Source organism: Streptococcus periodonticum (genome assembly GCF_003963555.1).
Lineage (GTDB): Bacteria > Bacillota > Bacilli > Lactobacillales > Streptococcaceae > Streptococcus > Streptococcus anginosus.
Window position 1 is genome coordinate 1,074,984 of sequence record NZ_CP034543.1, and the last position, 26,150, is coordinate 1,101,133.

Sequence of the window (26,150 nt, forward strand, 5' to 3'; positions counted from 1 at the left end):
ATTATTCAATCTCAGCTCTTAGAGTTGCGTCGCGCAATTCCTGTTTTCGATATCCGCGAGGCAAAAACGCACGGATTTCGTCTTCGTTAAATCCAATTTGCATTCGCTTGTCTTCCAGAATAATCGGGCGACGTAAAAGACTTGGATTTTCCTCAATTAGACGAAGCAATTCGGAAATTGATAAACTTTCAATATCTAAATTTAATTTTTGAAAAATTTTTGAACGAGTTGAAATAATGTCATCTGTCCCATTCTCCGTCAGAGAAAGGATATGTTGCAATTCTGGTGCAGACAGTGGGCTAGTCATGATATTGTGCTCCTCAAAAGGAACTTCATGATTGGATAGCCATGCACGCGCCTTGCGACAACTTGTACAACTCGGTGATAAAAATAGTGTAACCATGCATTTCTCTTCTTATTATTTGTAACTGTTATCATTATACTAAATTTTATGTAAGATTACTAGGTATTTTTACAAATTTTCTCCTATTTTTTTAGGAAAAATAAGAAGCTTAATACATGATTTAGTGGTTATCATTTTCAGGAATCCAATATCTTGCGATTTCCTCATCTGCTTGCAATTGTTTGACTAGTTCGTCCACATTGTCGAATTTTACCATATCTCGGATTTTATCCAACCAAAAAATACGAATAGTATCACCGTAAATATCTTGTGAAAACTCAAAAATATTGGCTTCAAAACGAAGTTCATCTCCTTCAAAAGTGACATTTTTGCCGACGCTAGCCATCCCGCGATACATCTTTCCATCGTGTTCTACATCAACCACATAGACACCATCGGCTGGTAAAATAACCCGATCTAGCGGAGCAAGATTTGCTGTTGGATAGCCAATCGTTCGCCCTCTTGCATTGCCATGAACGACAATTCCTCTAGTGGATAACGAATAGCCTAACAATTGATTGCTTTCGGCGACATTTCCTGCTAGTACTGTTTCTCGAATGCGAGTTGAACTAACTTTTTCTCCATTGAAATTTACAGAAGGAACTACGATAACTTGTCCGTCAAATAGTTTCTCCAAATCTTCTGCATTGCCTCGATCTGAACCAAAATGGTAATCAAATCCCGCAATGACAACTTTTGCTTTCAAACGCGAGACGTATTTTGTAAAAAATTGTTCAGCCGTATTACGAGCAAACTGACTGGTAAAATCAATCAAATAAAGGTAGTCTACACCAAGATTTTCCATTTGCTGCAAGCGATCTTCTGGACTAGTCAAATGAAGCATTAAAGAAGGCTGGTAGCGTACAAAGGCCAATTTGGGAGATTCTGGAAATGTCAGCACTGCAATCTTCAAATGCTTTTCTGCTGCCATTTTTCTCGCTTCAGCAAACAAAGCTTGATGTCCTTTATGTAACCCGTCAAAATACCCTAGCACTAATACTGTGTGTTCAATTTGCTGAATGTCTTTTTCATTTTTTATTCTAATCGTTTTCATCACTTAACTATTTTATCACAAAATTTTAAAGAAATACTTTTCTAGGTTTATATTCTTTGTCGCGCTTTTCTAAAATGGCTTGTAATTTCCCTTGATAAAAGCCAGCCACCTGTTCTGCCTTGGTATCTACATGAATAAAGCGTCCAAATCGCACTTCTTCAACCTGCTCTTCCGTAAGGTTTACCTTAGGTAAATCTCCTATGCCAAATTCAATGGGCTGCAAAAATGAAAAGTCTCCTTTATTCGCCTTCTCATCAATTTCTGCTAAAGTCAAAGCTTCTTCCAAAGCCATGCCAGCCGCAGCAGTTCGAGTCAGTTGAGACATGTGGGAAGCATATCCTAATTTCGCTCCTAAATCAACTGCCAACGTTCGCACATAAGTCCCCTTGCTGCATTTAACCCGAAAAGGAAAACGTGCCAAGTCGCCTTCATAGACAATAGCCCCTGTCCGCTCAAAGTTATAAATTGTCACCTGACGCTTTGGTCGCTCTACTATCTCTCCAGATCGAGCATACTCATAGAGTTTTCGCCCATTGACCTTGACAGCCGAGTACATAGGCGGCACTTGAGTCTGCTCTCCAACCATACTAGCAATGACTTGATCCACTAAGTTTTCATCCAATATTTCCGTCACAGGGCTGAAAGCAATCTGCTCCCCACTAGCATCCTCTGTCATTGTCGAAAAACCTAAAGTAACTTCTCCCTCATAGATTTTGCCTTCATCCTGCATAAATTCTACTAATCGCGTTGCCTTTCCGACTGCAATGGGCAAGACACCCACCACATCTGGGTCCAAAGTACCACCATGACCGATTTTTTTAGTTCCTAAAATTTTACGCAGTTTAAAAACCGCATCATGCGAGGTCATTCCAGCTTCTTTTTTTAAATTGATAATTCCGTTCATTGATTCCTTATTCTGCTAAAAATTCTATTAGTAGTTGATTAAATTCTTTATTTCTTTCAGTCCCACAAGAGCCGTAATGAAGCTGTATTTAAATATCTAGTCAGACTAGAAACAGTCGTCGGATGGCCTAAATCTTCATAGAGGGGTAGCAAGGCTTCTATGTCTTTCAAGATTGCTTGTCGTATCTGCATCGTTTCCTCCTAGTCGTTCTTCAACGCCTCAAACTTAGCTTTCATGGTTGGATTTTTGCGGGTCAGTTTCTTAACGGAGACATCATCCAGTTTGTTGTTGGCGAGGCGCAGTTGATTGTCTGATGTCTGAAGTGCCTGTTTGACAGCTTCCATTCGCTTAATGGCTTTGTCAATTTCTTCGATTGCCTTATTGAAATTCTTAGAAGCTGAATTATAATTTTTAGCAAAGGCTACTTTAAAGGTTTCTAAATCATCTTCAAAGTGGGTAATGTCAATGTTCTGCTCTCGAACCAGAGCCAGCTCTTGCTTGTATTTAAGAGAATTGAGCGCAGCATTGCGTAAAAGTCCAATGAGCTGGATAAAAAATTGAGGACGAACCACATACATTTTTTCATACTCATGGCTAACATCAACAATGCCAGTGTTGAAATAATCATTATCTGCTTCCAGCATGCTTACCAAAACAGCATACTCACATTTCTTTTCCCTGCGGTCCTTATCCAATTCTTTGTAAAAATCAGCGTTTTTATGCTTCTTCTCCGTACCGTCCGCTTCATTTTTCATTTCAAACATAATAGAAATGATTTCTACTCCGTTTTCATCACACTCACGGAAAATGAAATCCCCTTTGGATCCTCGTGCAGAAACCTGATTATCCTTCTCAAAGTAAGCATTCGGGAATGCAAAACTGCGAACCTTGTTAAATTCGCTTTCAGCGTAGTGTTCTAAGCTCTCTCCAATCGCCTTAGTAGACTGTTGTGCTTTAAAGTTCTTGTAAAATTCTACTTGCTCATTGGCCGCCTTAAGTTGTGCTTCATAATTTTGTTTAACAGATGCAAGGGATAATTCATTTTCTTTCTCTTGCAACAAAAGCTGGTTTTGGATTTGGTCGCGTTCTTTTTCAATATTTGTCAGCGACGCTTGCAGTTCATTTTGATGTTCCAGTCGAAGACGGTCTATTTGGGCTTGTAGCTCTACCAATTCTTTTTCTTTATCCGATAGTTTTCCAGACAAAGCCTGCTCTGTATCCTTTTTTATCAGCTCCTTTTGGGATTCAAAATTGGAAATAGTCGCCTTGAGTTCCTGGATTTCAGATTCTTTCTGACTTAAGGCCTGCTGTTGCTCATTCTGTGCCTTTTGTTTTTCTAAAGCTAATGCCTGCTCAATTCGAGTATGAATTTCCTTGTCGAATTCTGTCGTCCGTACCTGAGCCAAGAGCTCGCTGTATTGACTTTCGTTGACTGTAAAGACTTCCCCGCAGTTGGGACATTTGATTTCGTTCATGGACACCTCTTCATTGATCGTTCTTTATAACATCTTATTATACCATTTCTTATGGTTATTTTAAATCAACAGCTTAAATATAAAAAAGACCGTTGCACATGAACAACAATCCTTTTGCTTGTAAATTAAGCCTGTATTCGCCAGCTAGCAGCACTGCGTCTTTCCTGAATAAATCTACTGTACAAGCCTTGTTTGGCAAGCAGCTCTCGGTGTTTTCCTTGCTCAACAATGCGTCCTTTATCAAGAACAACAATTTGATCGGCACGTTCTACCGTTTTTAGTCGATGAGCAATCATAATAATAGTCTTATCCTTTGTCAAAGAATGAATAGCCTGCATGAGTGCTTCTTCATTTTCAGGGTCGACATTAGCTGTTGCTTCGTCCAAAATGATAATTGGAGCGTCCTTGATAATGGCACGAGCAATGGAAATCCGCTGCCGTTCTCCACCAGAGAGACTGGCTCCGCCTTCACCAATCTTGGTCTGATACCCCTCTGGCAAAGACAGGATAAAGTCATGACAAGCAGCTTTTTTTGCAGCAGCGACAACTTCTTCATGACTAGCGTCTGGATTTCCAAATTTAATATTATTTTCAATGGTATCTTCAAACAAATAGACCGTTTGAAAAACAAAACTAAAATTACGAATAAGGCTGTCATAACTGTATTCTTTCACATCATGACCGTCTAAGCTAATACTGCCACTCTCTATATCCCAGAAACGAGCAATGAGATTGCAAAGAGTTGTCTTTCCAGAGCCAGAGGGTCCCACAAGAGCTGTCGTCGTCTTTTCTGGAATATCCAACGATACATCATCAATAATTTTCTTACTCTCATAGGAAAAATTGACATGATTCAGCTTGATATTGCTGGTTTTTGGCTGCAAATCTTTTCCGCTAATATCCATTGGTTTAATCGACAAAACTTTGTTGACCATATCAACTGATAAATCAACAATGCGAAGAAGAGAAGAAAAACTGCCAACTCCATCCAGACTTTCGTAAATCATAAAAGCACTGATGAGCATCATGATACAAATCAAAAGGTTCATACTGCCTTTTAGGTAAAAGTAAATAGAGAACAGTCCCATAATCGTTCCAGTCAGCTTGGTAATCATCCCTTGCAGAGCGATATAAGGCGAGGTAACCCAAGTCAGCTTTGTATCTAAATGCCTTTTATTCTCAATAGCATGCGATAGCTTTTTAGCAGATGATTGAACAATATTATAGTTCTTTACTTCCGCAATCCCTTGACTGTATTCCAGTACAATTGCTACCAAATCTGTATCAGCTTGTTGTTTAGCTTCTGATACATTCCCAGCTTGCCAACGCATCAATCCATTTGGCAAGAGAAACAGTATCAATCCTGCCAACAAGATCAAACCAATTCGCCAATCGTAGATAAATACAAAAACCGTAATAGTTCCTGCCATTAGGAATCCTTCCAACGTCATCATAACAACCCGAGTAGCAACATCTGCTAGACTTTCAAGTGTATTGGTTGTAACGCTGGTAATTTGTCCCAGACTATTTTGATTAAAATACCCCATTGGCAGGTAGCGCATGTGTTCAGCAATTTCAATCCGCTTATGAGTACATGTATGATAGCCTGCTTCTGTCTGCAACATCGTAACTTTCAGGCTAATCAAAATATTAAGAATAACAGACAAGAGCATCATTCCAAGAGAGAGCCCTACAGTCTGCATAGAAACATCATTGTTAATGATAGCCATAACAACCAACCCAATAGCTGGAATCCGAAAAGCAACGATAAAGGCTTTTAAAACCCCTAAACAAACAGAAGTATAGAATTTTTTACGATCTTCTTCCGTACAAAAATCAAAGAATTTTTTCAATGTACTAAGCATCTGCCAATCCTCCTTCCGTCATTTTATCGCTATCTTTTACTGCTATATGAGCTTGCCACATAGAAGCATAAAGCGGACAAGTCTTCTGCAAATCTGCATGTTTTCCTTTTGCCTCAATACGTCCGTCATTAACTACGACAATCTGATCTGCACTTGCAATCGTTGAAAGACGGTGAGCAATGACCAGAAGCGTACGACCTTCTATCAAACGAGCTAAACTAGACTGAATGAGAGCTTCATTTTCAGGATCGGTATAAGCCGTTGCCTCATCCAAAATAATGACTGGTGCGTTTTTCAGCATAGCTCGTGCAATTGCAATCCGTTGTCGTTCTCCACCAGATAAATGATTACCACCAGTTCCAACACGGGTCTCAAAACCATTTTCTAAATTACTAATAAAATCATAGCAGCCGCACTTGCGAGCAATGTCAATCACTTCTTCATCCGAAGCAGCGGAATTACCCATACGGATATTTTCCATAATCGTTTCATCAAAAAGGTAATTATCCTGTGTGACATAGGCAATCTGACGACTGTAATAATCAAGAGGTAGGTTTCGAATGTCCACGCCACCAAAGGTAATACTACCAGAATTGACATCCCAGAAAGAAGCTAGAAGTTTAGCAATCGTAGATTTCCCTGAGCCAGAAGGGCCGACAAGAGCAGTTACTGTATCAGGCTCAATCGTTAAGGAAATACTATGCAATACTTCTTCCTCATCTGAATAACCAAAACTAACATCTATCATTTGAAGTTCTGTTCCCTTTGGAATGTCCGTTAATTCTGTCGGACGAGGCAAATCAGTTTTTTCCAAAATAGCAATCACTTCACCAAAAATCGTCGCAATTTTCCGTAGATCATCCATATAGGAAGCTACTAAAATTAAAGGTGTCAAAAGACTAAGAGACAGAATGATTAGTAAAATAAAGTTGCTAGCTGTTAGGCTCCCTTGCAGGTAAAAGAAGGTGCCAAAAGGGAGCAAGAAGAGCAAACCGGACGGTAAGAAAGCTGTAACAATGCCCATTTCAACTACACACTTGCGCATCCATTCAATAAAGCAATCAGCTCCTTCTTTGGCAGCCTTGACAAATTTATCGTAAGAAAATTTCTCTTTTCCAAAAACCTTGATGACTTCAATCCCATTGATGTATTCTACTGCTGTATCGTTGAGTTTCTTCGTTTTCTCAACTGTATTTTCAAAATCACCTTCGCTCTTGCGTAGCATATTCCCATAAGCTAAGATAACAATCGGGATTGTCAGAAGCGAAAGCATGGTTAGGCGCCAATCAATCACTAACATGGCAATTAAGATAATAAAGGGACCAAATAGCCCGGATGTAAACTCAGGAATTAAGTGTGCCAAAGTTACTTCTGTGGCATCCACTCGCTCAACAATGATATTTTTGTAAGTTCCAGAAGATTGACTTAAAACCGTTCCCAGAGGCAATTTGGCCAATTTCTCTGTCAGACGATAGCGCATTTCTGATAAAATCTTAAAGGTTGCTGTATGAGACAAGAGCGTCGAAATCCCGTGAAATCCCCAATGTGCTATCCATGCCAGTCCTATCCAAATGGACTGAAGAACATAAAAATTCCAATCTCGATTGCCTTGTAAGAGCTGATTGATGATATTTCCTACAAAAAAATAAGGCAAAAATCCGCATAAAACAGATAAAAAGGCAAAAACAAGACTAACAATAAAATAAAATTTGTGAAGAGAGACAAATTCCAGTATCCAAGATACAACCGACTTTTTCTTCATACAAATCCCTTCTTTCTCCTAAAAAACAAATAAAGAACCCTAGTCAAACAATTCATGATATGCTGTCATTTAATTTATACTTATATTATAAATTCTGACAATTCTAATGTCAAACAAAAATAAAAAAGTGAGACAGAAATCAGTAGTTTCGTAGAAACCTGATTTCTATCCCACCTCCACACAGCTCGAAAGGTTTGGGGAACCTTTCGAGGTTGGAAATAAAGTCAAATGAAGCTTGAAAAAGTAGACACTGCTATCAGTTTTTATATTTTTGTGCCATACGTTCAATCATTTCTGTTATTTGCACACGAATCTTTGTTGGCTCCAGCACTTCCACATTGTCTCCAAAAGAGAGAATATAGCAGTACAGACTATAATCATTTGGAATTTCTATATCTACATACAAATTTCCTTGCTCATCTTCTTTGACTGGACAATCCAGTTCATCATATACTCTGAAAGCAACTTTTTTATTAAATTTCAGCTTGACTCGTACGACCTCTTCTAATCGCGCTTCTTTTTCCAAGCTAACATTGTCAAAGTTATCTGCAAAATGTTGTGGTAAAAGCTTTAGCTGGCTTATGCGAGAAAGTTTAAAATAACGAAAATCATTTCGGACTAAGCAAAATGCATGAAGATACCAGGATTGTCCTTTAAAAAACAGGCGAACTGGTTTTACTTGACGCTGGGTGAATTCCTCTTTGTTGCTAACATAAGAAAAGGAAATCACTTGCTTACTGATGATTGCATTTTTCAAATTCTGAAATAGCTCTTCATATTTCTTGCTATTGGACCAGCTGGTAAAATCTACTTCTATCCAGTTTGGTTGGTTCAATTTAAATAAAGCCGATAGTTTGGTCAAAAGCTCGTTTTCATGCAGAAGACCCGTAACCCCTAATCCTTGTAAAGCAACCAACAGTTGCTCTTTTTCCGATTGATTAAGCAAAGAACTATTTAGTACAAAATCCTCCGTCAGTCGAATGCCTCCGTCTCTGCCTTGTGTCGTGTAAATTGGAATACCTGCGCTGCTAAGTCGGTCAACATCTCGATAAATCGTTCTAACAGATACTTCAAATTGTTCTGCCAGCTCCTTCGCTGTAACGTTATCCCTTTCTAAAAGAACATACACTATTCTAAATAATCTACTCTCTGTCATAGACCGTGCCTTTCCATGAACACCTTATCTCAATTTCTCTAAAACCTTTTGAAAAGTCTCTTGATTGCTCTGCCAGTACAATATATCAGGCACATTTTTAACTTCTGTCCACATAAAATCAATGTGCTCATCAGAAATATGAATATCTTTTTGCTTTGTTTTCACAAGAAAAAGTGTTTTTAAAATAGTCAAGTCTTCATCAATAACAACTGTGTGATGACCGACTTGCAACAGTTCTGTTAGCTCGATTTCCAGTCCAGTTTCTTCAAAAATCTCACGAATACAAGCTATTTCAGAACTTTCACCATTTTCAATGCCACCAGTAATCGGTTGCCAGAAAGAAAGTTGTTCAGTTTTAACTTTTAAGAGCAAAATTTCCTTAGCAATCGGGTTATAAATCCAGGCTTCAATGGAATATTTCATCGCAGTAGTTCCTTAGATTTCACTTTTTCTCAATTGGTGCAACACTTGCCAACAGTTTCTTTAATCCAACCTCTGGGAAATTGATTTTCAATTCTTGGCTACTACCGCTGCCTGACACTTCCAATACCGTTCCGTCTCCCCATTTTTTATGGTGAGCAATATCGCCGATGGCCCAATCAATAGTCGGCTGATTAGCAGCTACATTCTTACCAAATGGCAACTGGCTAGAGGAAATGCTGCTCGGTGCAGCTTGCCGCTTGCGTTCTTGTAATGCTTGAGCGAGACTCATTCCTTGACCAAACTGAACAGTTTTACCATTCACATAGGAAGCTTTAAAGGATGTATTAGCAGGTCGAGCCAAGCCTTGATAATCTAGCAAGCTTGAGCTAATTTCATTGAGAAAACGAGTTGGACGATTGTAGTTGGTTTTTCCGTATAGTAGGCGCGAGTTTGCATTAGTTAGGAACAAGACTTTTTCAGCACGAGTAATTCCGACATAAGCCAATCGACGCTCTTCCTCTAGCTCGTCTTCATCTTCAGCCGCACGACTAAGTGGAAAGACATTCTCTTCCATACCAATGATGAAAACCACTGGAAACTCTAATCCCTTGGCAGCATGCAGTGTCATAAGTGTCACTTCCGAGCTTTCCTGATTGCCATCATCTGTATCCGCAATCAAAGCCAAATCATTGAGAAAACGGCTAAGTCTGTCTAAACCAGTCTCTTCAGTATCATTTTCTGAATCTTCGTCAAAATTCTTAGTAACAGAAAGAAATTCTTCGATATTTTCAATCCGAGCCTGACTTTCCAGCGTAGCTTGAGCTACTAATTGCTCGGTGTAACCAGTCCTTTCAAGCACCAGCTCTACCAATTCTGTCACGGTCAATTCGTCCAATTGCTCGCGCAGATTCAAAATGAGATTGGCAAAGTCAAAAACAGCCTGAGCAGCTTTCCCCTTAACAGGTGAGAGCATAATCTGCGAAGAAGCATCCAAAAGAGACATCTCTTGACCAGCTGCAAAATTACGAATTTTCTCCACTGTACCCGGTCCGACTCCCCGCTTGGGCTCATTGACCACGCGCTCAAAACTAATGTTGTCGCTAGTATTAGCGATGAGATTGAGATAGCTGATGACATCCCGAATTTCCTTACGACTATAAAACTTAGTCCCCCCCACCATGGTGTAAGGAATATTAGCTTTTAGGAGAGCTTCCTCAATATTCCGAGATTGGGCGTTAGTTCGATAAAGAACAGCAAAATCCCGATAGACATAGTCAGATGTGCTAGATAGCTCATCAATGGTTTTAGCTACAAAGAGAGCTTCGTCTTGCTCATCATTAGCCCGATAATAAACAATATCTTCACCGTCAGCATTTTGTGTCCAGAGGTTCTTTGGTCGACGGTTGCGATTATTTTTGATCACATCATTAGCAGCCTGTAGAATGGTCTTAGTTGAACGATAATTTTCCTCCAGAAGAACAACTTTAGCTTCAGGATAATCCTTTTCAAAGTCCAAGATATTTTGCATATCAGCACCTCGCCAGCCATAAATAGACTGGTCGGCATCACCAACTACACAGATATTTTTAAAGCGTGAAGCCAACAGTTTAACTAGTTGGTACTGAGCGTGGTTCGTATCTTGATACTCGTCCACATGGATGTATTGATAGCGCTGCTGGTAATAAGTCAACACATCTGGATTTTTATCAAAAAGGCGCAAGGTCAGCATGATTAAGTCATCAAAATCCATCGCCTCTGACTGGCGCAGTTCCTTTTGGTACATTTCATAGCACTTCGCCACAATCTCTGTGTACATATCTCCTGCTAAAGCTACATAGGCCGCTTCATCAATCAAATCATTTTTCGCATTGGAAATCGTGCCTAAAATAGCTCGTTCATTCCACTTTTTAGGATCTAAATTGAGCGTTTTAAGAATTCGTTTCATCAGAGTCCGTTGCTCACTAGGATCGATAATCGTAAAATTTCGGTTATAGCCGATATGGTCAGCTTCCCTACGCAAAATCCGCACGCACATCGAGTGAAAAGTCGCAATCAAGCAATCTTCTGTTGCTGGATTTAAGGAAAATGCCCGCTCCTTCATTTCTCGAGCAGCCTTATTCGTAAAGGTGATCGCCAAGATATTCCAAGGATTGACTAACTTTTCATCAATCAAATAGGCAATACGGTGGGTTAAAACACGTGTTTTTCCAGACCCAGCTCCTGCCATAATCAGCAAAGGACCTTCCGTTGTTTGAACCGCCTCCACCTGACGGTCATTCATACTAGTTAATAAAGGATTCATCTTTTTTCCTCTTTCAAAGTCAATGACTCTATTATAACAAAAATCACTCATAAGCTAAACTAGAAAAGAAAATCTTTGTTTTATTTTCTTACTATATAAAGGTTTGAAAAATCAATAAAAAAGCGTTATAATAAACATTCTGAAAGGAAAACGCATGAATAATCCAGCAAAGAATCTTAAACTCGCAGAGCGCGGTGCTATCTTAGCCATTCTAGCCTATATCGTTTTATCCATTGCTAAAATCATTGCCGGATCTGTCTTACAATCCTCCAGTTTGACAGCCGATGGTTTTAATAATGTTTCGGATATTGTTGCTAATATTGCCGTTTTGATAGGACTTCGTATGGCACGCAAGCCAGCTGACACGGACCACAAATTTGGTCACTGGAAAATTGAAGACTTAGCTAGTCTTGTCACCTCTCTTATCATGTTTTTTGTCGGATTTGATGTTTTGATTGATACCGTTCAAAAAATTATTTCTCGCCAAGAAACAACTATTGATCCTTTAGGCGCTATCGTCGGGATTATTTCCGCCTTAGTCATGACAGGAGTGTATTTTTACAATAAAGCTTTAGCAAAAAAAGCACAGTCTAAAGCACTCGACGCAGCTGCCAAAGACAATTTATCTGATGCTATTACTTCGCTTGGCACAACCATTGCAATCATCGCAAGCGCTTTAAATTTCCCGATTGTAGATAAATTGGTCGCTATCGTTATTACCTTTTTCATCCTTAAAACAGCTTACGAAATTTTCATGGAATCTTCTTTTAGTTTATCAGACGGTTTTGATGAAAATCTTTTAAAAGAATACAAAGAAGCCATTTTAGAAATTCCCAAAATTTCCCGTGTTAAATCTCAAAGAGGGCGGACTTACGGTAGCAACATCTATCTTGACCTCATTTTAGAAATGAATCCTGACTTATCTGTCTATGAAAGTCACGAAATTGCCGATCAAGTTGAAAATATGCTCAAAGAACGCTTTGGTGTCTTTGATATTGACATCCACATTGAACCTGCTCCTATCCCTGAAGATGAAATATTGGACAATGTTTATCGAAAGTTATTTATGAGAGAACAATTGGTTGAGCAGGGAAGCCAATTAGAGGACTTACTAGCGCCTGAATTTGTGTACATTTCCCAAGACGGTTGCCAAATGAACAAAGAAGAATTTCAAATTGAAAAAGGAAAGCAATCTCCTATCAAAAATTTCCAATTAACTTCTATCAGCCAAAAAACCAAACTAATTTGCTATGAAGAAGACGGGATTATTCATACCAGCCTTTGGCGTCGTCACGAAACATGGCAAAATATTTTCCACCAGGAAACACGAAAAAACGAGAGCGAACAACAGTCGTAATTCCATAGAAATCGGCTTTGTTATTTCACTCCCACAAGGCTAACAAGGAGTTTTGCTATAAAAAATAAGACTGAGATAAAAATATTCTCAGCCTATAATTTTTAGGAATTTATCAGTAAAGCAAACTAATTTGGTCCTCATTTCTCACAATCAATAAATCATCAAACCCAAAGCCCTCACTAAGATGACACTCCTAGTGAAAACTTTGGGTTTTGTCTTTACTTCTTCTGTGGGGGCTGATGCAACAATCAGATGTTCTCTCATTTTTTGACTTCATCTGTCGCAATATCCTCACCAAACCATTTGTTTGCTATTTTTTGAAATTGACCTGTTTGATATAATTTTTTGAATGCTTGGTTTATGTTTTCAACGAGCTGCTTATCCGTTTTTCTAGCACCAACCGCAAATGATTCGCTATCAAATCCGGCTGGGAAAACATAATAATCCTGCAAAATCCCCTCTTCTTTTAAATAATAATTGGCATAAACTCGGTCAATCAACAACCCATCAATCCGATTATTTTGCAAATCAATCAACGCCTCTGTAAAACTTTGATATTGAGCAGCTTTATGATTTTTAACCAGATTCTTCAAAAGCTCCGGATGAGCCTCAAACTCATCGTAACCCGAAGAACCTGTCTGAGCGCCAAGAATTTTATCCTTCATGTTAGCTGTTTTTGCAATATTAGATGACTTTTTAGCAACTAATACCTGCTCATTTTTCATATAAGGAATGGTGAACTGTACTTTCTTCCGCCGCTCATTGGTTGCCGAATACCCATTCCAGATAAGATCAATCGTTCCATTTGTGAGCTCTGTTTCTTTCATATCCCAATCAATCGGCTGCCAATTCACTTTTATCCCATATTCTTTAAAAACAGCATTTGCCAAGTCAATATCAAAACCAACATATTGACCATTTTTTTGTTCAAATCCCATAGGAACAAATGTATTGTCAAACCCAATGGTAATGCTCTTTTTTTGTTGGTATTTTGACCAATTATCTACTTTAGGGTTGCTAACATTGCTACAAGCTGTAAGGAGCAAAAAAAGAATCAAACCACAGAGCATAAGAACATAACGTTTTATCTTCATATTCTCCTCCTATTTAGGCTGCACTTTGAGAATCGTATCTGCAATATTTTCTGCAAACTGCAAATCATGGGTCACCACAATTTGCGTCGTTCCTAGCTCACGATTCTGAAGAATCAACTTTTCAACTTCAAGACGCAATTCCGGATCCAATGCGGAAGTTGGTTCATCATAACCGATAATTTCTGGGTCAATCATCATCGCACGAGCTAATGCTACACGCTGTTTTTGACCACCTGATAAAGAATAAGGATACGCTTTTGCATATTCTGCTAGTCCCAATCGTGTCAACAAGCCAATTGCTTTCTTTTCTGCGTCCTCTTTTGTAAAATTTTTTGTTTTAATAGGTGATAAAGTTAAATTCTCAAGAACCGTTAAATGTGGAAATAGTTGAAAATCTTGAAACACAAATCCCAATAGATTACGTTTTTCAAGTTCATCTAAGGGAAGCTCTTCGCCATTGTAAATAATGTCACCCGAATCAATTGTTTCCAAGCCAGCTAACATCCGCAATAATGTCGTTTTCCCGCCGCCAGACGGTCCTACAATGGCAAGGATTTGCTTTTCTGGCACCTTTAAATTCAAGTCGGAAATAATTTGCTTTTCGCCAAACCTTTTGCTAATATTCTTTAATTCTAACATAAGCGCCTCCTACTTATAGTAGCTATATCTCTTTTCAACTTGCTTCGATACAATCGTCACAAGACCAATCAAGATCAGGTAAATAGCCCCCGCTATAAACATCGGTGCTAAACTCGCATCACGATTGGCTGCAGTCCGACTAGCCAAGATTAAGTCGGAAACACCAAGCGCATAAACAAGGGATGTATCTTTTACCAACGTCATTACTTCATTAAAGACACTAGGAAGCACCACTTTGACAACTTGCGGTAAAATGATAAACCGTATCGTTTGAAATGGTGTAAACTTCAAAACCTTAGCCGCCTCATATTGTCCTGCTGGAATGGATAAAATCCCACCACGGAAAATTTCGGCGAAATAAGCAGCATAATTTAGCGTGAATGCTATGATAGCTGCTGGAAGCCGATCCAAACGTACACCAATACTTGGCAACACATAATAAATAAAAATTAGTTGTAACAAGAGAGGTGTACCGCGCATAATCCAAATATAAATATTTATAAGCCAATGAAGCAGCTTAAAGTGAATTTGCATTAAAAAGGAAATCACAATTCCAAGTGGTATGGATAAAACTAAGACTAAAACAAATACTTGTAAAGTCACCAATGCGCCATTTAATAAGCTTGGCAAAACTTCAAAAATATAGTTCATGCGTACACCTCCTAAATAAATATTTATCATTATATCAAAAATTTTTATATTTTCAACATCTTTTTGCAAATATATCCATAAAAATTTAATAATTACCGCAAAAACTTCCTTTTCTAAAGAATAAAAAAACAAAATAGTTGAACTACTTTGTTTTAATAAATCCAAATTGATTAAGCGGGAGTACTCTAAATGAGATGACTCCTTTAATTTGTTTCTCTGTAATCAAGCCAAACTTCCGACTATCTTCCATATCTTGCCGATTATCATTCAGAATCAGACATGACTGCGCTGGAATTTTATTTGCATTCGATTTAGTTAATGTCTGAATGGTGAAATCATGAGTAAAATAACCCGTACTAGTAGCTTTTGCTAAGTACTCTTCCTTAGCCTTCGTTAAATAATCTTCTGACTTGATTTTATTATTTAAGTAAAGAACATCATCCATATAAACAACGGAGTCATTTCCTAGACCAATGACACGTCCGACATGCTCTTTTCCCTTCACCTCGTACAAGACAAAATCATCTCTTTTGATTGCTTCATTTTTATTGGCAATAACAACATCTTTATCTTGCAAAAAATGATTCGCATCTTTTGCAGTAATCCTGTATGGTGTAAAAATAAAAATTCGCAAACAAGCAATGATTATCACAACAATAGATAAAAAAATAACATTCCTAATTAAATCTCTTTTAACCATAGTCTCTCCTCTTCTTCTACTCATTATATCATGTTTTCAGAAAATAAACAAAGGTAGGAAAGTCAACTCTTATCTCTGCTCCCATTTACAACTAAAAAGCCTATCAATCAGATAATCGTTGGATTGATAGGCTAGTTTTCTGAATGAAATAGATTAACGGACTGTACGGATACGCATTGTGTTTGTTCCACCAGTTCCGACCGGAACACCAGCTACAATCACAATATTGTCGCCAGATTCCACAAGACCACTTTCAAGAGCAACTTTTTCAGCAACTTCAAACATATCATCAGTAGATGCAGGTTTTTCAGTCACTACTGGAATAACACCCCAGTTCAACATCAATGAACGTTGTGTCAATTCATCAAATGTAATTGCCAAGATGTCAGCATCTGGACGATATTTAGAAATCAAACGAGCTGTATTTCCTGATTCAGTCATTGTTACAACCAATTTGATGTCCATTGAGTTTGTAGCATCTTTAACAGCTGAAGCCACAACTTCTGTCTTAGAACTACGTGCGTAATCAACTGATGACAAGCGTCCATACTCGTTCAATAGAGTTTGAGCGTTTTTATCAATTGTAGCCATTGTTGTTACAGATTCAAGTGGGTATTTACCATTTGCAGATTCACCTGAAAGCATTGTTGCATCTGTTCCGTCAATAACAGCGTTAAAAACGTCTGATACTTCTGAACGAGTCGCACGTGGTTTTTCAGTCATTGTTTCAAGCATGTTTGTTGCTGTGATCGCAATTTTACCAGCTGCATTGACTTTTGTGATAATCATTTTTTGGTAAACTGGAACCATTTCAAATGGTACTTCAATACCCATATCACCACGAGCAATCATGATACCGTCCGCTACTTCAAGGATTTCATCCAAGTTTTCGATACCTTGTTGATTTTCGATTTTAGCGAACAATTTCACATGTCCATTACCAGTTTCTTCACAGATTGCACGAACTTCGTTGACGTCTTTTGCAGTACGTACGAATGAAATAGCGATAAAGTTGATTCCTTGTTCAAGACCAAAACGAATATCGTCATTGTCGCGTTCAGCAAGTGCTGGGAAAGGAATTTTTGTATTTGGAATATTAACACCTTTTTGTTTAGCGATAATACCGTCGTTTTCAACTTCTACTTCAAATTCACGTGTAACAGGATCTTTTGCAATAACGCGAAGACCAAGTTTACCGTCATCAACAAGAACTTGTTTTCCAACTTCAACATCGTCATAGATATCAAGTGCACCAGCAACATTCAATGCGATAACTTCACGAGTTGATTTGATACCTTGTTTAGTTGCAACACGGATTTTTTCACCTGTTTTGTAAGAATATTCTTTAGCATCGCCTTCAAATAATTCTGTACGGATTTCAGGACCTTTAGTGTCAAGAAGGTAACCAACTTTTTGACCAGCAATTTCTTCAGCACGATGAACAGTAGCCATACGGTCACCTTGCTCTGCGTGGTCACCATGTGAGAAGTTGAAACGGAAAGTGTTAGCTCCAGCTTCGATCAATTTAGCGATATTTTGCGCTGATGCTTCAACGTCAAGCTTTTCACCCCAATATCCGTCTTCACCGAATCTTTTACCACCACGGATTTCTACCGCAGGACCTAAAGTTGCAACGATTTTTACACGTTTATTCATGATATCTGAAAACTCCTTTTTATTTAATGGTCTTTATGACCAGGATAACAAATTTAAATTACATTGAAATGCTACGGTTTAATTTAGCGAGATCAAGATCAGCTTTGTGTGGATTATTTACAATAATCTTGCCGTCTTCAGTTAAACTAAACAAAGCACCTTCTTCTGCTGTACCGAGGATTGGATTTTCAACCATTTGTTCGTTGCGAATACCAACCGCAACACCACCAATACCTTTTTTAAGAAGGCTAACGGCATGAGCACCCATACGTGAAGCAAGAACACGGTCACGTGCAGTTGGTGAGCCACCACGTTGAATATGTCCAAGTTCCGTCACACGAAGATCGCTCACATCACCAGCTTCTTTCAACTTCTTACCAAATTCATCGGCCGACATAACACCCTCTGCTAGAACGATAATGTTATGCTTCTTTCCTTCTTCATAGCCACGTTTAATGCTAGCGACGATATCCTCAATCTTAAAGTCTTCTTCGGGAACGATGATTTCATCAGCTCCTGTAGCAATACCAGCCCAGAGAGCGATGTCTCCAGCATTGCGTCCCATGACTTCAACAACAAAAGTACGACGGTGACTAGATGATGTGTCACGAATCTTATCAATGGCGTCCATTGCAGTTGTTACAGCAGTATCAAAGCCGATTGTGAAGTCTGTACCAACAATATCATTGTCAATCGTGCCAGGAAGTCCGACAGCTGGGAAACCATGTTCTGTCAAACGCATAGCACCATGGTAAGAACCATCACCACCGATAACTACGACTCCTTCAATACCATGTTTTTTAAGTTGCTCAATCCCTTTTAATTGTCCTTCTAATTGGGCAAATTCTGGATAACGAGCTGAGTGAAGGAAAGTACCACCACGTGAAATAATATCTCCAACCGATGCAGCATCAAGCGGATAAATCTCACCAGCAACCATGCCGGCATAGCCGTCATAGATACCGTAAACTTCCATTCCTTCTGAAATTGCTTTACGAACAACTGCACGGATAGCAGCGTTCATACCAGGGGCATCACCACCACTAGTCAAAACAGCAATACGTTTCATTTGTTTGCGCTCCTTTTTCTTTTTACATTCACCCTTGATTATACCACAATCAAAACCAAAATTCCTCTTTTTTCCTAACTTTTTATTGATAAATCGTTTTCATGGTTATTTTTTTCAATTCTTCTTGTAATTTCTCTGATTTTTGAACACGATATTGAGTGATTGCTACTGTTTTTCTTTCATTTTCATATCGAAGAACAACCGGAATACCTCCTCGAAATTTCCGTAAAATAGCGGATATTGCTGCATCGCTTTCGTGATCTTCTACTTGTATCCAAAAACGTTCTGTAACAGCTTCCTGCAAATCATTTAAAATCAACTGCAAACGCTCCTCTCGTTTTTGAACGCGACCAGTCAGATAATAGAAGCCTTTTTCATGCAAACCTTTGCTGAACTGTTTGAAAGCGTCTGGAAAGACTGTTACCTCCATTTTTCTTTTAGCATCACTTACTTGCAAGAAGGCCATATTTTCCCCCGTTTTGGTACGGATGACACGAATGGACAAAATCTCTCCTAAAATCGTTGCATGATTGTTTTCAACTAGCTCTTGAATAGGGGTAAAGGATTGAGTAGCAGTTTTTGCAAGCTTTACCAAAGGATGCTCGCTCAAACCGACACCGATGATTTCTTTTTCCAACTCGAATTTTTCTGCTTCAGTATAATCCTCTGCTTCTGTCCAGCTATAATTTGTATCTGCAAAAAGACTGCCCAGCTCATCTGCAAAGACAAATAAGTTCGGAAGATTTTGTAGGATTTTTTGACGATTCTTTTCAAATACATCAAACAAACCGACTTGTACCAAAGGGGTTATCAACTGAATCTTATGATATTGCGTTGGCAACTTCATAATAAAATCTTCCACATTTGTAAATGGGCGGTTTTCAATAATCCAATAAGCAAAATCTCGTGGTAAACCTTTGATATTTTTCAATCCTAAATAAATCTGCTTATCTTGAAACTTATCTCTATAAGGAATGTTATTGATATTTAAAGAGGCAACTTGAAAGTCAAATTCTAGCGCATCTGTGATGTAATCACTGCTTGAATAATTCAGCATAATATCAAAGAAAATATCAGGATAATGCACCTTGAAATAAGCCAACTGAAAAGCAAGTGCAGAATAGGCATAGGCGTGGCTGCGGTTGAAGCCATAACCTGCAAACTTTTCCATAACTGCAAATACTTCTTTTGCTTTAGTTTCAGAATGCCCAAGTTCGAGAGCTCCTGTGACAAATTCTGCTTCCATTTTGTGCATTTCGGCAACATTTTTCTTCCCCATAGCACGACGTAAAATGTCAGCCTTCCCCAGTGAAAATCCTCCAAATCGTTGCGCCACTTGCATTACTTGCTCTTGATAGAGCATAATACCGTAAGTTGGCGCCAAGATGTCTTCCAAACTTGGATCCAGCATTTCTACTTTTTCTTGTCCATGCTTTCTTCTGACAAAATTATCTATATAGTCACTAGCTCCTGGACGATTGAGTGAAGTTGTTGCAACCACTTCTTCAAATTGAGCTGGCTGCACCCGTTTCAAAAGGTTAATGGCACCTGCTTGCTCAAATTGAAAAATCCCTTTGGTTCTGCCAGCAGCAAAAAGCTGCAAGGTTGCTGCATCTTCTAAGTTAATCTTTGCAATGTCAATAGCGACACCGTATTTCTCCAAAGCTGCTTCTTTCATTCGTTGAACAAAAGTCAGATTGCGCAAGCCAAGGAAATCCATCTTGAGCAGACCGTTACTCTCAACACCATGTGCATCGTATTGCGTGATATACATATCTTCCCCGTATTTAAGTGGAATGTGATCTGTCAAATCATTGTCACTCATCACCACACCCGCTGCATGGATAGAGGTTTGACGAGGGTTCCCTTCAATTTTTTTCGCAATTTCAAAAGCTTTTTGATATTCCAGCTTACTGTTAATAATCTGACGAAAAGACATATTTTTTTCATAAGCTGAAGTCAATGTGTCACGAAAACTGATTTTACGAGTAATGTTGGTCAATTCATATTCTGGCACCCCGTAGCGTTTAAAAACGTCACGAATTGCTTGCTTAGCCCCAAAAGTAGAATAGGTCACGATTTGCGCTGTATGCATCGTCCCGTAACGATCGCGGACATAGCGGATAAATTCTGGGCGATAGACATCGGGAATATCAATATCAATATCAGGCATAGTATAACGTTCCAGATTTAAAAATCGCTCAAAAATTAGATTTTTCTCAACAGGATCAATCCCTGTAATTTCAAGAGCATAGGCAACTAGGCTTCCAACTGCAGATCCACGCCCCATACCCATATAATAGCCCTGGCTGCGACCAAAGCGCAACAAATCCCAGACAATCAAAAAGTAGTCGTCAAAACCCATTTGGTGGATGACGGACAGCTCTTGCTGCAATCGCTCTTTATAAACCAGACTATTTAACCTTTTTTTCTCTAGCCCTGCTTCTGCTCGTTCTTGTAATTCTTCTGCTGCTGGTCGTTCTGGATTAAAACGTGGTAATTTCAACTCTGTATTGATTTCGTAATGAATGCCTGCAACTAGCCGCTTTAAATTATCCAGACTTTCTGGATAATTTTCTTGAAAGGATTGTGTGAATTGCTCAGGTGATAAGAGATACTCGTGATTTGGCAAATTTCCAACTTCCCACAAGCTACTATTTTCACGAATGGCACATAGCATTTGCAAGGTTTCTAAATCGCCTGCATCAAAATAGCGAACTGTCTGCAAAGGTAAGGTTGCATGAGAAAACGCCTGCTTAGGAGTGTCAGGAAATACGCCAATATAAAACTCTCGTCCCAAATCTAAGGCTTCAATGCCCTCAAACACAGGCACAATAATCGCTATCCCTTCCAATAAGTGCTGAAATTCTTCCCACTTGCTTTTTCCTATCATCTTTAAAGTAGAAAGTTTCATTAAATTGCGATAACCTTGACTGTCAAGAGCTAGAAAGCGAAGATTAAGAGGAAGTCCAGTATAATCCAAGGTCATTTCTATACCTAAAAGCGGCTGAATTCCTTGCTCGGTCGCCGTTTCCATGAAATGATAAGCCCCATAGAGATTATCAATATCCATTATCCCTAGAATTTGATAGCCTAAATTTTTAGCTGTTTCTACATATTTTTTTATAGAAATCAAACTATCCATAAATGTATAAACAGTTTTGGTATCTAATTGAGCAACCACGGCATCCTCCTTTGATCCTTCTTTTTTCTATTATACTAAATTTCTGGCTTGCTTGCTAAAGAAAAAATAATAGAAGTTTTTTCTAAAGGCTTGCTATTTTTTAAAAAACATTGTATTATTTAATTAGCACAAAGATACAGAAGGAAGGAGAAATTATGAGTTGGACTTTTGATAATAATCTTCCCATTTATTTACAAATTATGGACAAGATAAAACTACAAATCATCTCCAATCAACTACAAGCTGGCGAAAAGCTGCCTGCTGTTAGAGAATTGGCTGCTGAAGCGGGGGTCAATCCAAATACGATCCAGCGAGCTTTATCTGACTTGGAAAAGGAAGGATTTGTCTATTCTCAACGAACATCAGGACGTTTCGTTACAGATAATCGCGACTTGATTTTACAAGCAAGACAAAAACTTTCCGAGGAGGAAGTGAAAAATTTTGTAAACAATATGACTCGCTTCGGCTATCACAAAGAAGAACTACCAACTATCATTGCAGATTATATAAAAGGAGTTTAGGAAATGGTATTACTTGCATTTGAAAATGTCTCAAAATCATACGGTAGCACACCGGCTTTAGAGCACATCAATTTTGAAATTGAAGCCGGAAAAATTATCGGCTTGCTTGGTCCAAATGGCTCTGGAAAAACAACCATGATAAAACTAATCAACGGTTTACTTCAACCAAATGACGGAAAAATCCTCATCGACGGGCTTCAACCGTCTTCAGAAACTAAGAAAATCGTATCTTATTTGCCAGATACGACCTATCTGAATGAAAATATGAAAGTCAAAGATGCTTTGCAGTATTTTCAATCTTTCTATGCAGACTTTGAGGTAGAGCGTGCACAGGCACTCTTGCAAGATCTTCATATTGACGAAAATTTGACATTCAAAAAATTGTCTAAAGGAAACAAGGAAAAAGTTCAGTTGATTTTAGTCATGAGCCGCCAAGCCAAACTGTATGTTCTGGATGAACCTATTGGAGGGGTTGACCCAGCAGCGCGGGACTACATTCTAAAGACGATTATCAACAATTACTCACCTAGCGCTTCTGTTCTCATTTCAACACATTTGATTTCAGATATTGAACCAATCCTAGATGAAATCATCTTTATTGATAATGGCAAGATTGTTCGACAAGGGAATGTAGATGATATTCGCTATGAGTCTGGTGAATCTATTGACCAGCTCTTCCGCCAAGAATTTAAGGCTTAGAACAAAGGAGATTGACTATGTTTTGGAATTTATTAAAATATGAATTTAAAAATGTAAATAAGTGGTATTTAGGATTATATGGAATCGTACTCTTTCTATCTATTAGTATTGGACTTTGGCTAAGACATTTTGCAAATGGAAGGAACTTTTTCGACCGTTTGCAGTCTTCTACTAATGAAGCAGGGAGTATGACAAGTACTTTCTTCGGTTTTACAATGCTGATTTTCTCAGGTCTCCTTGTAGCACTTGCCATTTCAACACTCTTTCTGATTATTCGTCGCTTTAAAAATAGTGTTTATGAAAGAGAAGGATATCTAACGCTCACTTTACCAGTTAACGAACATCAAATTATCCTCTCAAAATTACTCGGTGCTGTTATATGGACGATTCTTAGCACACTTGCATTGTTTCTTAGCTTTGGAATCATTGTTCTTATCGTAGGGGTAGCTTCTCATACACAATTTGAAATGGGAACAGTTCTACAATTATTCGGCAAGCACTTTTGGGAAATTGCTAGTGAACTATTGAAATCATTTGGATACTATCTTATAGCCCTTATTCCAAATATCCTATTGATTTATCTTTCTATCTCTATTGGTCAACTTTTCCAAGACCACCGCGCCGCTATAGCCTTTCTAGCTTATTTTGGAATTCAATTTGCTCTGATTATCGCTGCTAATCTATATGTTTCAGCCTTCCCGTCGCTTTCAACTTCTTTAGGTAGTTTGAGCGGAGTCATAACCTCTCTTCTTTTGGGGCTTATCTACTATACTGGAACGTATTACATCCTCAAAAATAAAGTGAATTTGCAGTAGGTAACACAAGCCGATAGCAATACTTATATAAACAATAAAGTCATGAGATTCATCTTACTCATGACTTTTTTATTATGTGACTTTCAGTCCGTCTCGCGGCCTTCGGTGCGAGACAAATAAATAGTTCATCTAAAATTTAGTTTGAAAATTCATCTTTTTCTATCAGATAATCATAAATTTCCTGCACCGTTCCTAGAGCCATAAGCTCCTGCTCTTTGACTGTTTTCTTCAGTTCTTGATAAATATGGCTGTTTTCAATAGCCTTTTTTTCTGCTTTTTTGTTTACTTGCATCACTCCATCTTGAATTGTCACAAAGTCCAGCTCTTCAAATATCTGAATCATCTTGATGAGTAGAATTGGGTCAATCTTGAGATAAGCAGCTAGTTCTTTGAGCTTATAACGAATGTCAAACTCTGGAAATTGATAAATTGTTTTATAGAGTTTTGCAAACTGGTCTCTCGTTCCGAAACCTGTCAGATAATAGGGCTGAGCAATCTCATTTTTAAAGTAAATTGCTTCAAAATGTCCTTGCTGAATGATTACTTTGAGCTGATTTAGGCGTTTAGGCAAGTCATACACCACAACTGCTCTGCTCTTTTCCAAATTAGGCATTTCTTCTGAAAAACGCAGGACGGGCACATTTTCAGGCAAAGGAGCATTTTTACCTCGGATATTAAAGAGCTGAATCCCATTGACCCTAGCATCCACCAGCATAAGCTGGAGACTAGTTTGACCATTCCATTTATTGACCGACAGAGTAACCGCCAGCTCTAAGTTTTTAGTTTGGGAAAATTCTGTTGCAAGATTACCTAGACCAAAAGCTACGACCTCAAAAACTGCGTCAGCCTGAGAAATTTTCAGCTTAAGGTGAGTATTCCCTGCTCCCATGGTGCGGGCATTTTCAATTTTAAAATCTTTCAAATAAAAAACAGGCTTTTTATTGTCCATGCCAAAAGGAGCTAACTTTTCAAAGTTTTTGAGGGTCTCTAGTGTCAAATCTGGCAAGGATAATTCCTCATCCAAAAAGAGCTCATTCTTAGTGGACAAATCCACTTGATTATCTTCACTATATGCTACCAAAACCTGGCTGAGTGCTTCTAACTTGCTGGCCTCTAGAGTCATCCCAGCTGCCCCTGCATGCCCACCAAAAGCCACAAATAAATCTCGATGAGGGTCTAACGCTTCAAAAATATCGACTGCTTCAATGCTGCGGGCGCTGCCTTTTGCTAAATCATTTTCAATATTCAAGACAATGACCGGCTGGTGCAATTCTTCCAAAAGCCGCCCTGCCACAATTCCCAAAACACCTGGATTCCAACCTTCACCGGCTAGAACCTGAACAGGTTTATTGAGATCAACCATGGTCTTGGCTTCATCATAGATCTTCTGAACAATTTCTTTGCGCTCTTCATTTTTCTGGTTAATCATAAGGGCAATGTCACGCGCTTCTTCCTCATCAAAGCCCGTCAGAAGTTCAATAGCAGGATTTGGATCATCAAGTCGACCTAGAGCATTGAGTCTGGGGGCTATCTGAAAACCAACTGTTTCTTCATCCACTTCATTTTCCTGAATACCTGCAATCTTAAAAAGCTCCTGCAAGCCGATTCGTTGAGTGTTTTTGAGGATGCTTAACCCATATTTAACCAGAATGCGATTTTCATCCGTTAGACTGACCATATCTGCAATAGTCCCAATAGCGACTAGATCTAACAACTCTACTTGTACTTCCTCTAAAAGAGCAGTTGCTAACTTAAAAGCTACACCGCAACCAGCTAAATATTTGAATGGGTAGCTTGCTTCTGGATGTTCTGGGTGAATAATTGCATAAGCATCAGGAAGTACCTCTGGCATAGAATGGTGATCCGTCACAATGACATCCACTCCCATAGACTGAGCTAGTTCGATTGCTTCATGTCCTGCAACACCATTATCCACTGTAACGATGAGTGAAATTCCCTGATTTTCAATAAAATACTTGTAGACACTGGCATTAGGACCATAACCGTCTGTAAATCGATTGGGCAAATAGACCTGACACTCTGCTCCAAGTTGTTCTAGTGCTTCTTTAACAATAGAAGCCGAAGTCATGCCATCCGCATCATAATCTCCATAAATCAAGATCTGCTCATAATTTTCAATTGCTTGACGAATGCGCGTCACTGCCTTATCCATATCATACAGTTCATAAGGATCATGCAGCTGGTCCAAACTAGGCTCTAGAAAATCTCGCAGTGCTTCTTCTGTCTGGATCCCTCTCTGGTAGACCAGATTAGCTACCGAAGCCTCCAAGCCAAGTTTTTTAGCTTTTTTAATAAAACCCTCATCTGAAAAATTTGTGGCAATCTGCCAATCATATTTTGATGTAATCATGCTTTTATCTTTCTGTTGCAATATAAAGTCTATTATAACACGAAAAGACT

General features: G+C 38.7%; 22 protein-coding genes. 4 read left to right on the forward strand and 18 right to left on the reverse strand.

Features of this window, described 5'->3' with window-relative positions:
• Position 1: 1 nt before the first annotated feature.
• The 10 genes from EHW89_RS05275 to pcrA all read right to left on the reverse strand — a co-directional run bounded on the left by EHW89_RS05275 (position 2) and on the right by pcrA (position 11,344).
• Positions 2–403, reverse strand: a complete 402-nt coding sequence (locus EHW89_RS05275) for a Spx/MgsR family RNA polymerase-binding regulatory protein (protein WP_003032553.1) — start codon at positions 401–403, stop codon at positions 2–4.
• Positions 404–524: 121 nt separating this feature from the next.
• Entirely contained in the window at positions 525–1,457 is a 933-nt protein-coding gene (locus tag EHW89_RS05280) for a bifunctional riboflavin kinase/FAD synthetase (RefSeq protein WP_022524375.1), read from the reverse strand.
• A gap of 25 nt (positions 1,458–1,482) precedes the next feature.
• Entirely contained in the window at positions 1,483–2,361 is an 879-nt protein-coding gene (gene truB, locus EHW89_RS05285; RefSeq protein ID WP_126467101.1) for a tRNA pseudouridine(55) synthase TruB, read from the reverse strand.
• Between the two features lie 56 nt (positions 2,362–2,417).
• Entirely contained in the window at positions 2,418–2,552 is a 135-nt protein-coding gene (locus tag EHW89_RS09445; protein ID WP_405194473.1) for a hypothetical protein, read from the reverse strand.
• A 9-nt stretch (positions 2,553–2,561) separates the two neighbouring features.
• Complete coding sequence (locus EHW89_RS05290) at positions 2,562–3,836, reverse strand: DUF2130 domain-containing protein (RefSeq protein WP_126467103.1); 1,275 nt, start codon at positions 3,834–3,836, stop codon at positions 2,562–2,564.
• Positions 3,837–3,961: 125 nt separating this feature from the next.
• Positions 3,962–5,701, reverse strand: a complete 1,740-nt coding sequence (locus EHW89_RS05295) for an ABC transporter ATP-binding protein (RefSeq protein ID WP_126467105.1) — start codon at positions 5,699–5,701, stop codon at positions 3,962–3,964.
• Positions 5,694–7,463 (reverse strand): ABC transporter ATP-binding protein, encoded by a 1,770-nt coding sequence (locus tag EHW89_RS05300; RefSeq protein WP_126467107.1) that lies wholly within the window; start codon positions 7,461–7,463, stop codon positions 5,694–5,696. The genes EHW89_RS05295 and EHW89_RS05300 overlap by 8 nt, the downstream gene beginning before the upstream one ends.
• Before the next feature lie 256 nt (positions 7,464–7,719).
• Entirely contained in the window at positions 7,720–8,619 is a 900-nt protein-coding gene (locus tag EHW89_RS05305) for a helix-turn-helix transcriptional regulator (protein WP_126467109.1), read from the reverse strand.
• A 24-nt stretch (positions 8,620–8,643) separates the two neighbouring features.
• The gene (locus EHW89_RS05310; RefSeq protein ID WP_126467111.1) at positions 8,644–9,042 is read right to left on the reverse strand and encodes an NUDIX hydrolase; all 399 of its coding nucleotides are present in this window, start codon (positions 9,040–9,042) and stop codon (positions 8,644–8,646) included.
• 19 nt (positions 9,043–9,061) lie between these two features.
• On the reverse strand, positions 9,062–11,344 hold the full coding sequence (gene pcrA / locus EHW89_RS05315) for a DNA helicase PcrA (protein ID WP_126467113.1): 2,283 nt from the start codon (positions 11,342–11,344) through the stop codon (positions 9,062–9,064).
• A gap of 154 nt (positions 11,345–11,498) precedes the next feature.
• Between pcrA and EHW89_RS05320 the strand changes: the two genes are divergently transcribed.
• Entirely contained in the window at positions 11,499–12,701 is a 1,203-nt protein-coding gene (locus EHW89_RS05320) for a cation diffusion facilitator family transporter (protein ID WP_126467115.1), read from the forward strand.
• Between the two features lie 260 nt (positions 12,702–12,961).
• On the opposite strand, the gene EHW89_RS05325 is transcribed toward EHW89_RS05320, so the two are convergent.
• The 7 genes from EHW89_RS05325 to EHW89_RS05355 all read right to left on the reverse strand — a co-directional run bounded on the left by EHW89_RS05325 (position 12,962) and on the right by EHW89_RS05355 (position 21,694).
• Complete coding sequence (locus EHW89_RS05325) at positions 12,962–13,795, reverse strand: amino acid ABC transporter substrate-binding protein (protein WP_126467117.1); 834 nt, start codon at positions 13,793–13,795, stop codon at positions 12,962–12,964.
• A gap of 9 nt (positions 13,796–13,804) precedes the next feature.
• Positions 13,805–14,434, reverse strand: coding sequence for an amino acid ABC transporter ATP-binding protein (locus tag EHW89_RS05330; protein WP_126467119.1), 630 nt, complete (start codon positions 14,432–14,434; stop codon positions 13,805–13,807).
• Positions 14,435–14,443: 9 nt separating this feature from the next.
• Positions 14,444–15,085, reverse strand: coding sequence for an amino acid ABC transporter permease (locus EHW89_RS05335; protein WP_022526169.1), 642 nt, complete (start codon positions 15,083–15,085; stop codon positions 14,444–14,446).
• A gap of 142 nt (positions 15,086–15,227) precedes the next feature.
• Positions 15,228–15,785, reverse strand: a complete 558-nt coding sequence (gene lepB, locus EHW89_RS05340) for a signal peptidase I (RefSeq protein WP_126467121.1) — start codon at positions 15,783–15,785, stop codon at positions 15,228–15,230.
• A 153-nt stretch (positions 15,786–15,938) separates the two neighbouring features.
• Complete coding sequence (gene pyk / locus EHW89_RS05345; protein ID WP_003032509.1) at positions 15,939–17,441, reverse strand: pyruvate kinase; 1,503 nt, start codon at positions 17,439–17,441, stop codon at positions 15,939–15,941.
• A 58-nt stretch (positions 17,442–17,499) separates the two neighbouring features.
• The gene (gene pfkA / locus EHW89_RS05350; RefSeq protein WP_003032502.1) at positions 17,500–18,510 is read right to left on the reverse strand and encodes a 6-phosphofructokinase; all 1,011 of its coding nucleotides are present in this window, start codon (positions 18,508–18,510) and stop codon (positions 17,500–17,502) included.
• 82 nt (positions 18,511–18,592) lie between these two features.
• On the reverse strand, positions 18,593–21,694 hold the full coding sequence (locus EHW89_RS05355) for a DNA polymerase III subunit alpha (protein ID WP_126467123.1): 3,102 nt from the start codon (positions 21,692–21,694) through the stop codon (positions 18,593–18,595).
• 155 nt (positions 21,695–21,849) lie between these two features.
• Between EHW89_RS05355 and EHW89_RS05360 the strand changes: the two genes are divergently transcribed.
• From EHW89_RS05360 to EHW89_RS05370, 3 genes are read left to right on the forward strand one after another with little or no spacing between them, the layout of a single operon-like run.
• Entirely contained in the window at positions 21,850–22,215 is a 366-nt protein-coding gene (locus EHW89_RS05360; RefSeq protein ID WP_126467125.1) for a GntR family transcriptional regulator, read from the forward strand.
• A 3-nt stretch (positions 22,216–22,218) separates the two neighbouring features.
• On the forward strand, positions 22,219–22,914 hold the full coding sequence (locus EHW89_RS05365; RefSeq protein WP_126467127.1) for an ABC transporter ATP-binding protein: 696 nt from the start codon (positions 22,219–22,221) through the stop codon (positions 22,912–22,914).
• 17 nt (positions 22,915–22,931) lie between these two features.
• A complete protein-coding gene (locus tag EHW89_RS05370) occupies positions 22,932–23,729 on the forward strand; it encodes an ABC transporter ATP-binding protein (RefSeq protein ID WP_126467129.1) in 798 nt (265 codons plus the stop codon).
• Positions 23,730–23,865: 136 nt separating this feature from the next.
• Here EHW89_RS05370 and recJ read toward each other — a convergent pair whose 3' ends face one another.
• Positions 23,866–26,100 carry a single-stranded-DNA-specific exonuclease RecJ gene (gene recJ / locus EHW89_RS05375; RefSeq protein WP_126467131.1) on the reverse strand — a complete coding sequence of 745 codons (2,235 nt, stop codon included), beginning with the start codon at positions 26,098–26,100 and terminating at the stop codon, positions 23,866–23,868.
• Positions 26,101–26,150 lie beyond the last annotated feature (50 nt).

What these genes read in the sequence shown, in the direction of transcription:
- EHW89_RS05275 (WP_003032553.1), bottom strand. Translation starts at nt 403, where the DNA reads ATGGTTACACTATTTTTATCACCGAGTTGTACAAGTTGTCGCAAGGCG.
- EHW89_RS05280 (WP_022524375.1), bottom strand. Translation starts at nt 1,457, where the DNA reads ATGAAAACGATTAGAATAAAAAATGAAAAAGACATTCAGCAAATTGAA.
- truB (WP_126467101.1), bottom strand. Translation starts at nt 2,361, where the DNA reads ATGAACGGAATTATCAATTTAAAAAAAGAAGCTGGAATGACCTCGCAT.
- EHW89_RS09445 (WP_405194473.1), bottom strand. Translation starts at nt 2,552, where the DNA reads ATGCAGATACGACAAGCAATCTTGAAAGACATAGAAGCCTTGCTACCC.
- EHW89_RS05290 (WP_126467103.1), bottom strand. Translation starts at nt 3,836, where the DNA reads ATGAACGAAATCAAATGTCCCAACTGCGGGGAAGTCTTTACAGTCAAC.
- EHW89_RS05295 (WP_126467105.1), bottom strand. Translation starts at nt 5,701, where the DNA reads ATGCTTAGTACATTGAAAAAATTCTTTGATTTTTGTACGGAAGAAGAT.
- EHW89_RS05300 (WP_126467107.1), bottom strand. Translation starts at nt 7,463, where the DNA reads ATGAAGAAAAAGTCGGTTGTATCTTGGATACTGGAATTTGTCTCTCTT.
- EHW89_RS05305 (WP_126467109.1), bottom strand. Translation starts at nt 8,619, where the DNA reads ATGACAGAGAGTAGATTATTTAGAATAGTGTATGTTCTTTTAGAAAGG.
- EHW89_RS05310 (WP_126467111.1), bottom strand. Translation starts at nt 9,042, where the DNA reads ATGAAATATTCCATTGAAGCCTGGATTTATAACCCGATTGCTAAGGAA.
- pcrA (WP_126467113.1), bottom strand. Translation starts at nt 11,344, where the DNA reads ATGAATCCTTTATTAACTAGTATGAATGACCGTCAGGTGGAGGCGGTT.
- EHW89_RS05320 (WP_126467115.1), top strand. Translation starts at nt 11,499, where the DNA reads ATGAATAATCCAGCAAAGAATCTTAAACTCGCAGAGCGCGGTGCTATC.
- EHW89_RS05325 (WP_126467117.1), bottom strand. Translation starts at nt 13,795, where the DNA reads ATGAAGATAAAACGTTATGTTCTTATGCTCTGTGGTTTGATTCTTTTT.
- EHW89_RS05330 (WP_126467119.1), bottom strand. Translation starts at nt 14,434, where the DNA reads ATGTTAGAATTAAAGAATATTAGCAAAAGGTTTGGCGAAAAGCAAATT.
- EHW89_RS05335 (WP_022526169.1), bottom strand. Translation starts at nt 15,085, where the DNA reads ATGAACTATATTTTTGAAGTTTTGCCAAGCTTATTAAATGGCGCATTG.
- lepB (WP_126467121.1), bottom strand. Translation starts at nt 15,785, where the DNA reads ATGGTTAAAAGAGATTTAATTAGGAATGTTATTTTTTTATCTATTGTT.
- pyk (WP_003032509.1), bottom strand. Translation starts at nt 17,441, where the DNA reads ATGAATAAACGTGTAAAAATCGTTGCAACTTTAGGTCCTGCGGTAGAA.
- pfkA (WP_003032502.1), bottom strand. Translation starts at nt 18,510, where the DNA reads ATGAAACGTATTGCTGTTTTGACTAGTGGTGGTGATGCCCCTGGTATG.
- EHW89_RS05360 (WP_126467125.1), top strand. Translation starts at nt 21,850, where the DNA reads ATGAGTTGGACTTTTGATAATAATCTTCCCATTTATTTACAAATTATG.
- EHW89_RS05365 (WP_126467127.1), top strand. Translation starts at nt 22,219, where the DNA reads ATGGTATTACTTGCATTTGAAAATGTCTCAAAATCATACGGTAGCACA.
- EHW89_RS05370 (WP_126467129.1), top strand. Translation starts at nt 22,932, where the DNA reads ATGTTTTGGAATTTATTAAAATATGAATTTAAAAATGTAAATAAGTGG.
- recJ (WP_126467131.1), bottom strand. Translation starts at nt 26,100, where the DNA reads ATGATTACATCAAAATATGATTGGCAGATTGCCACAAATTTTTCAGAT.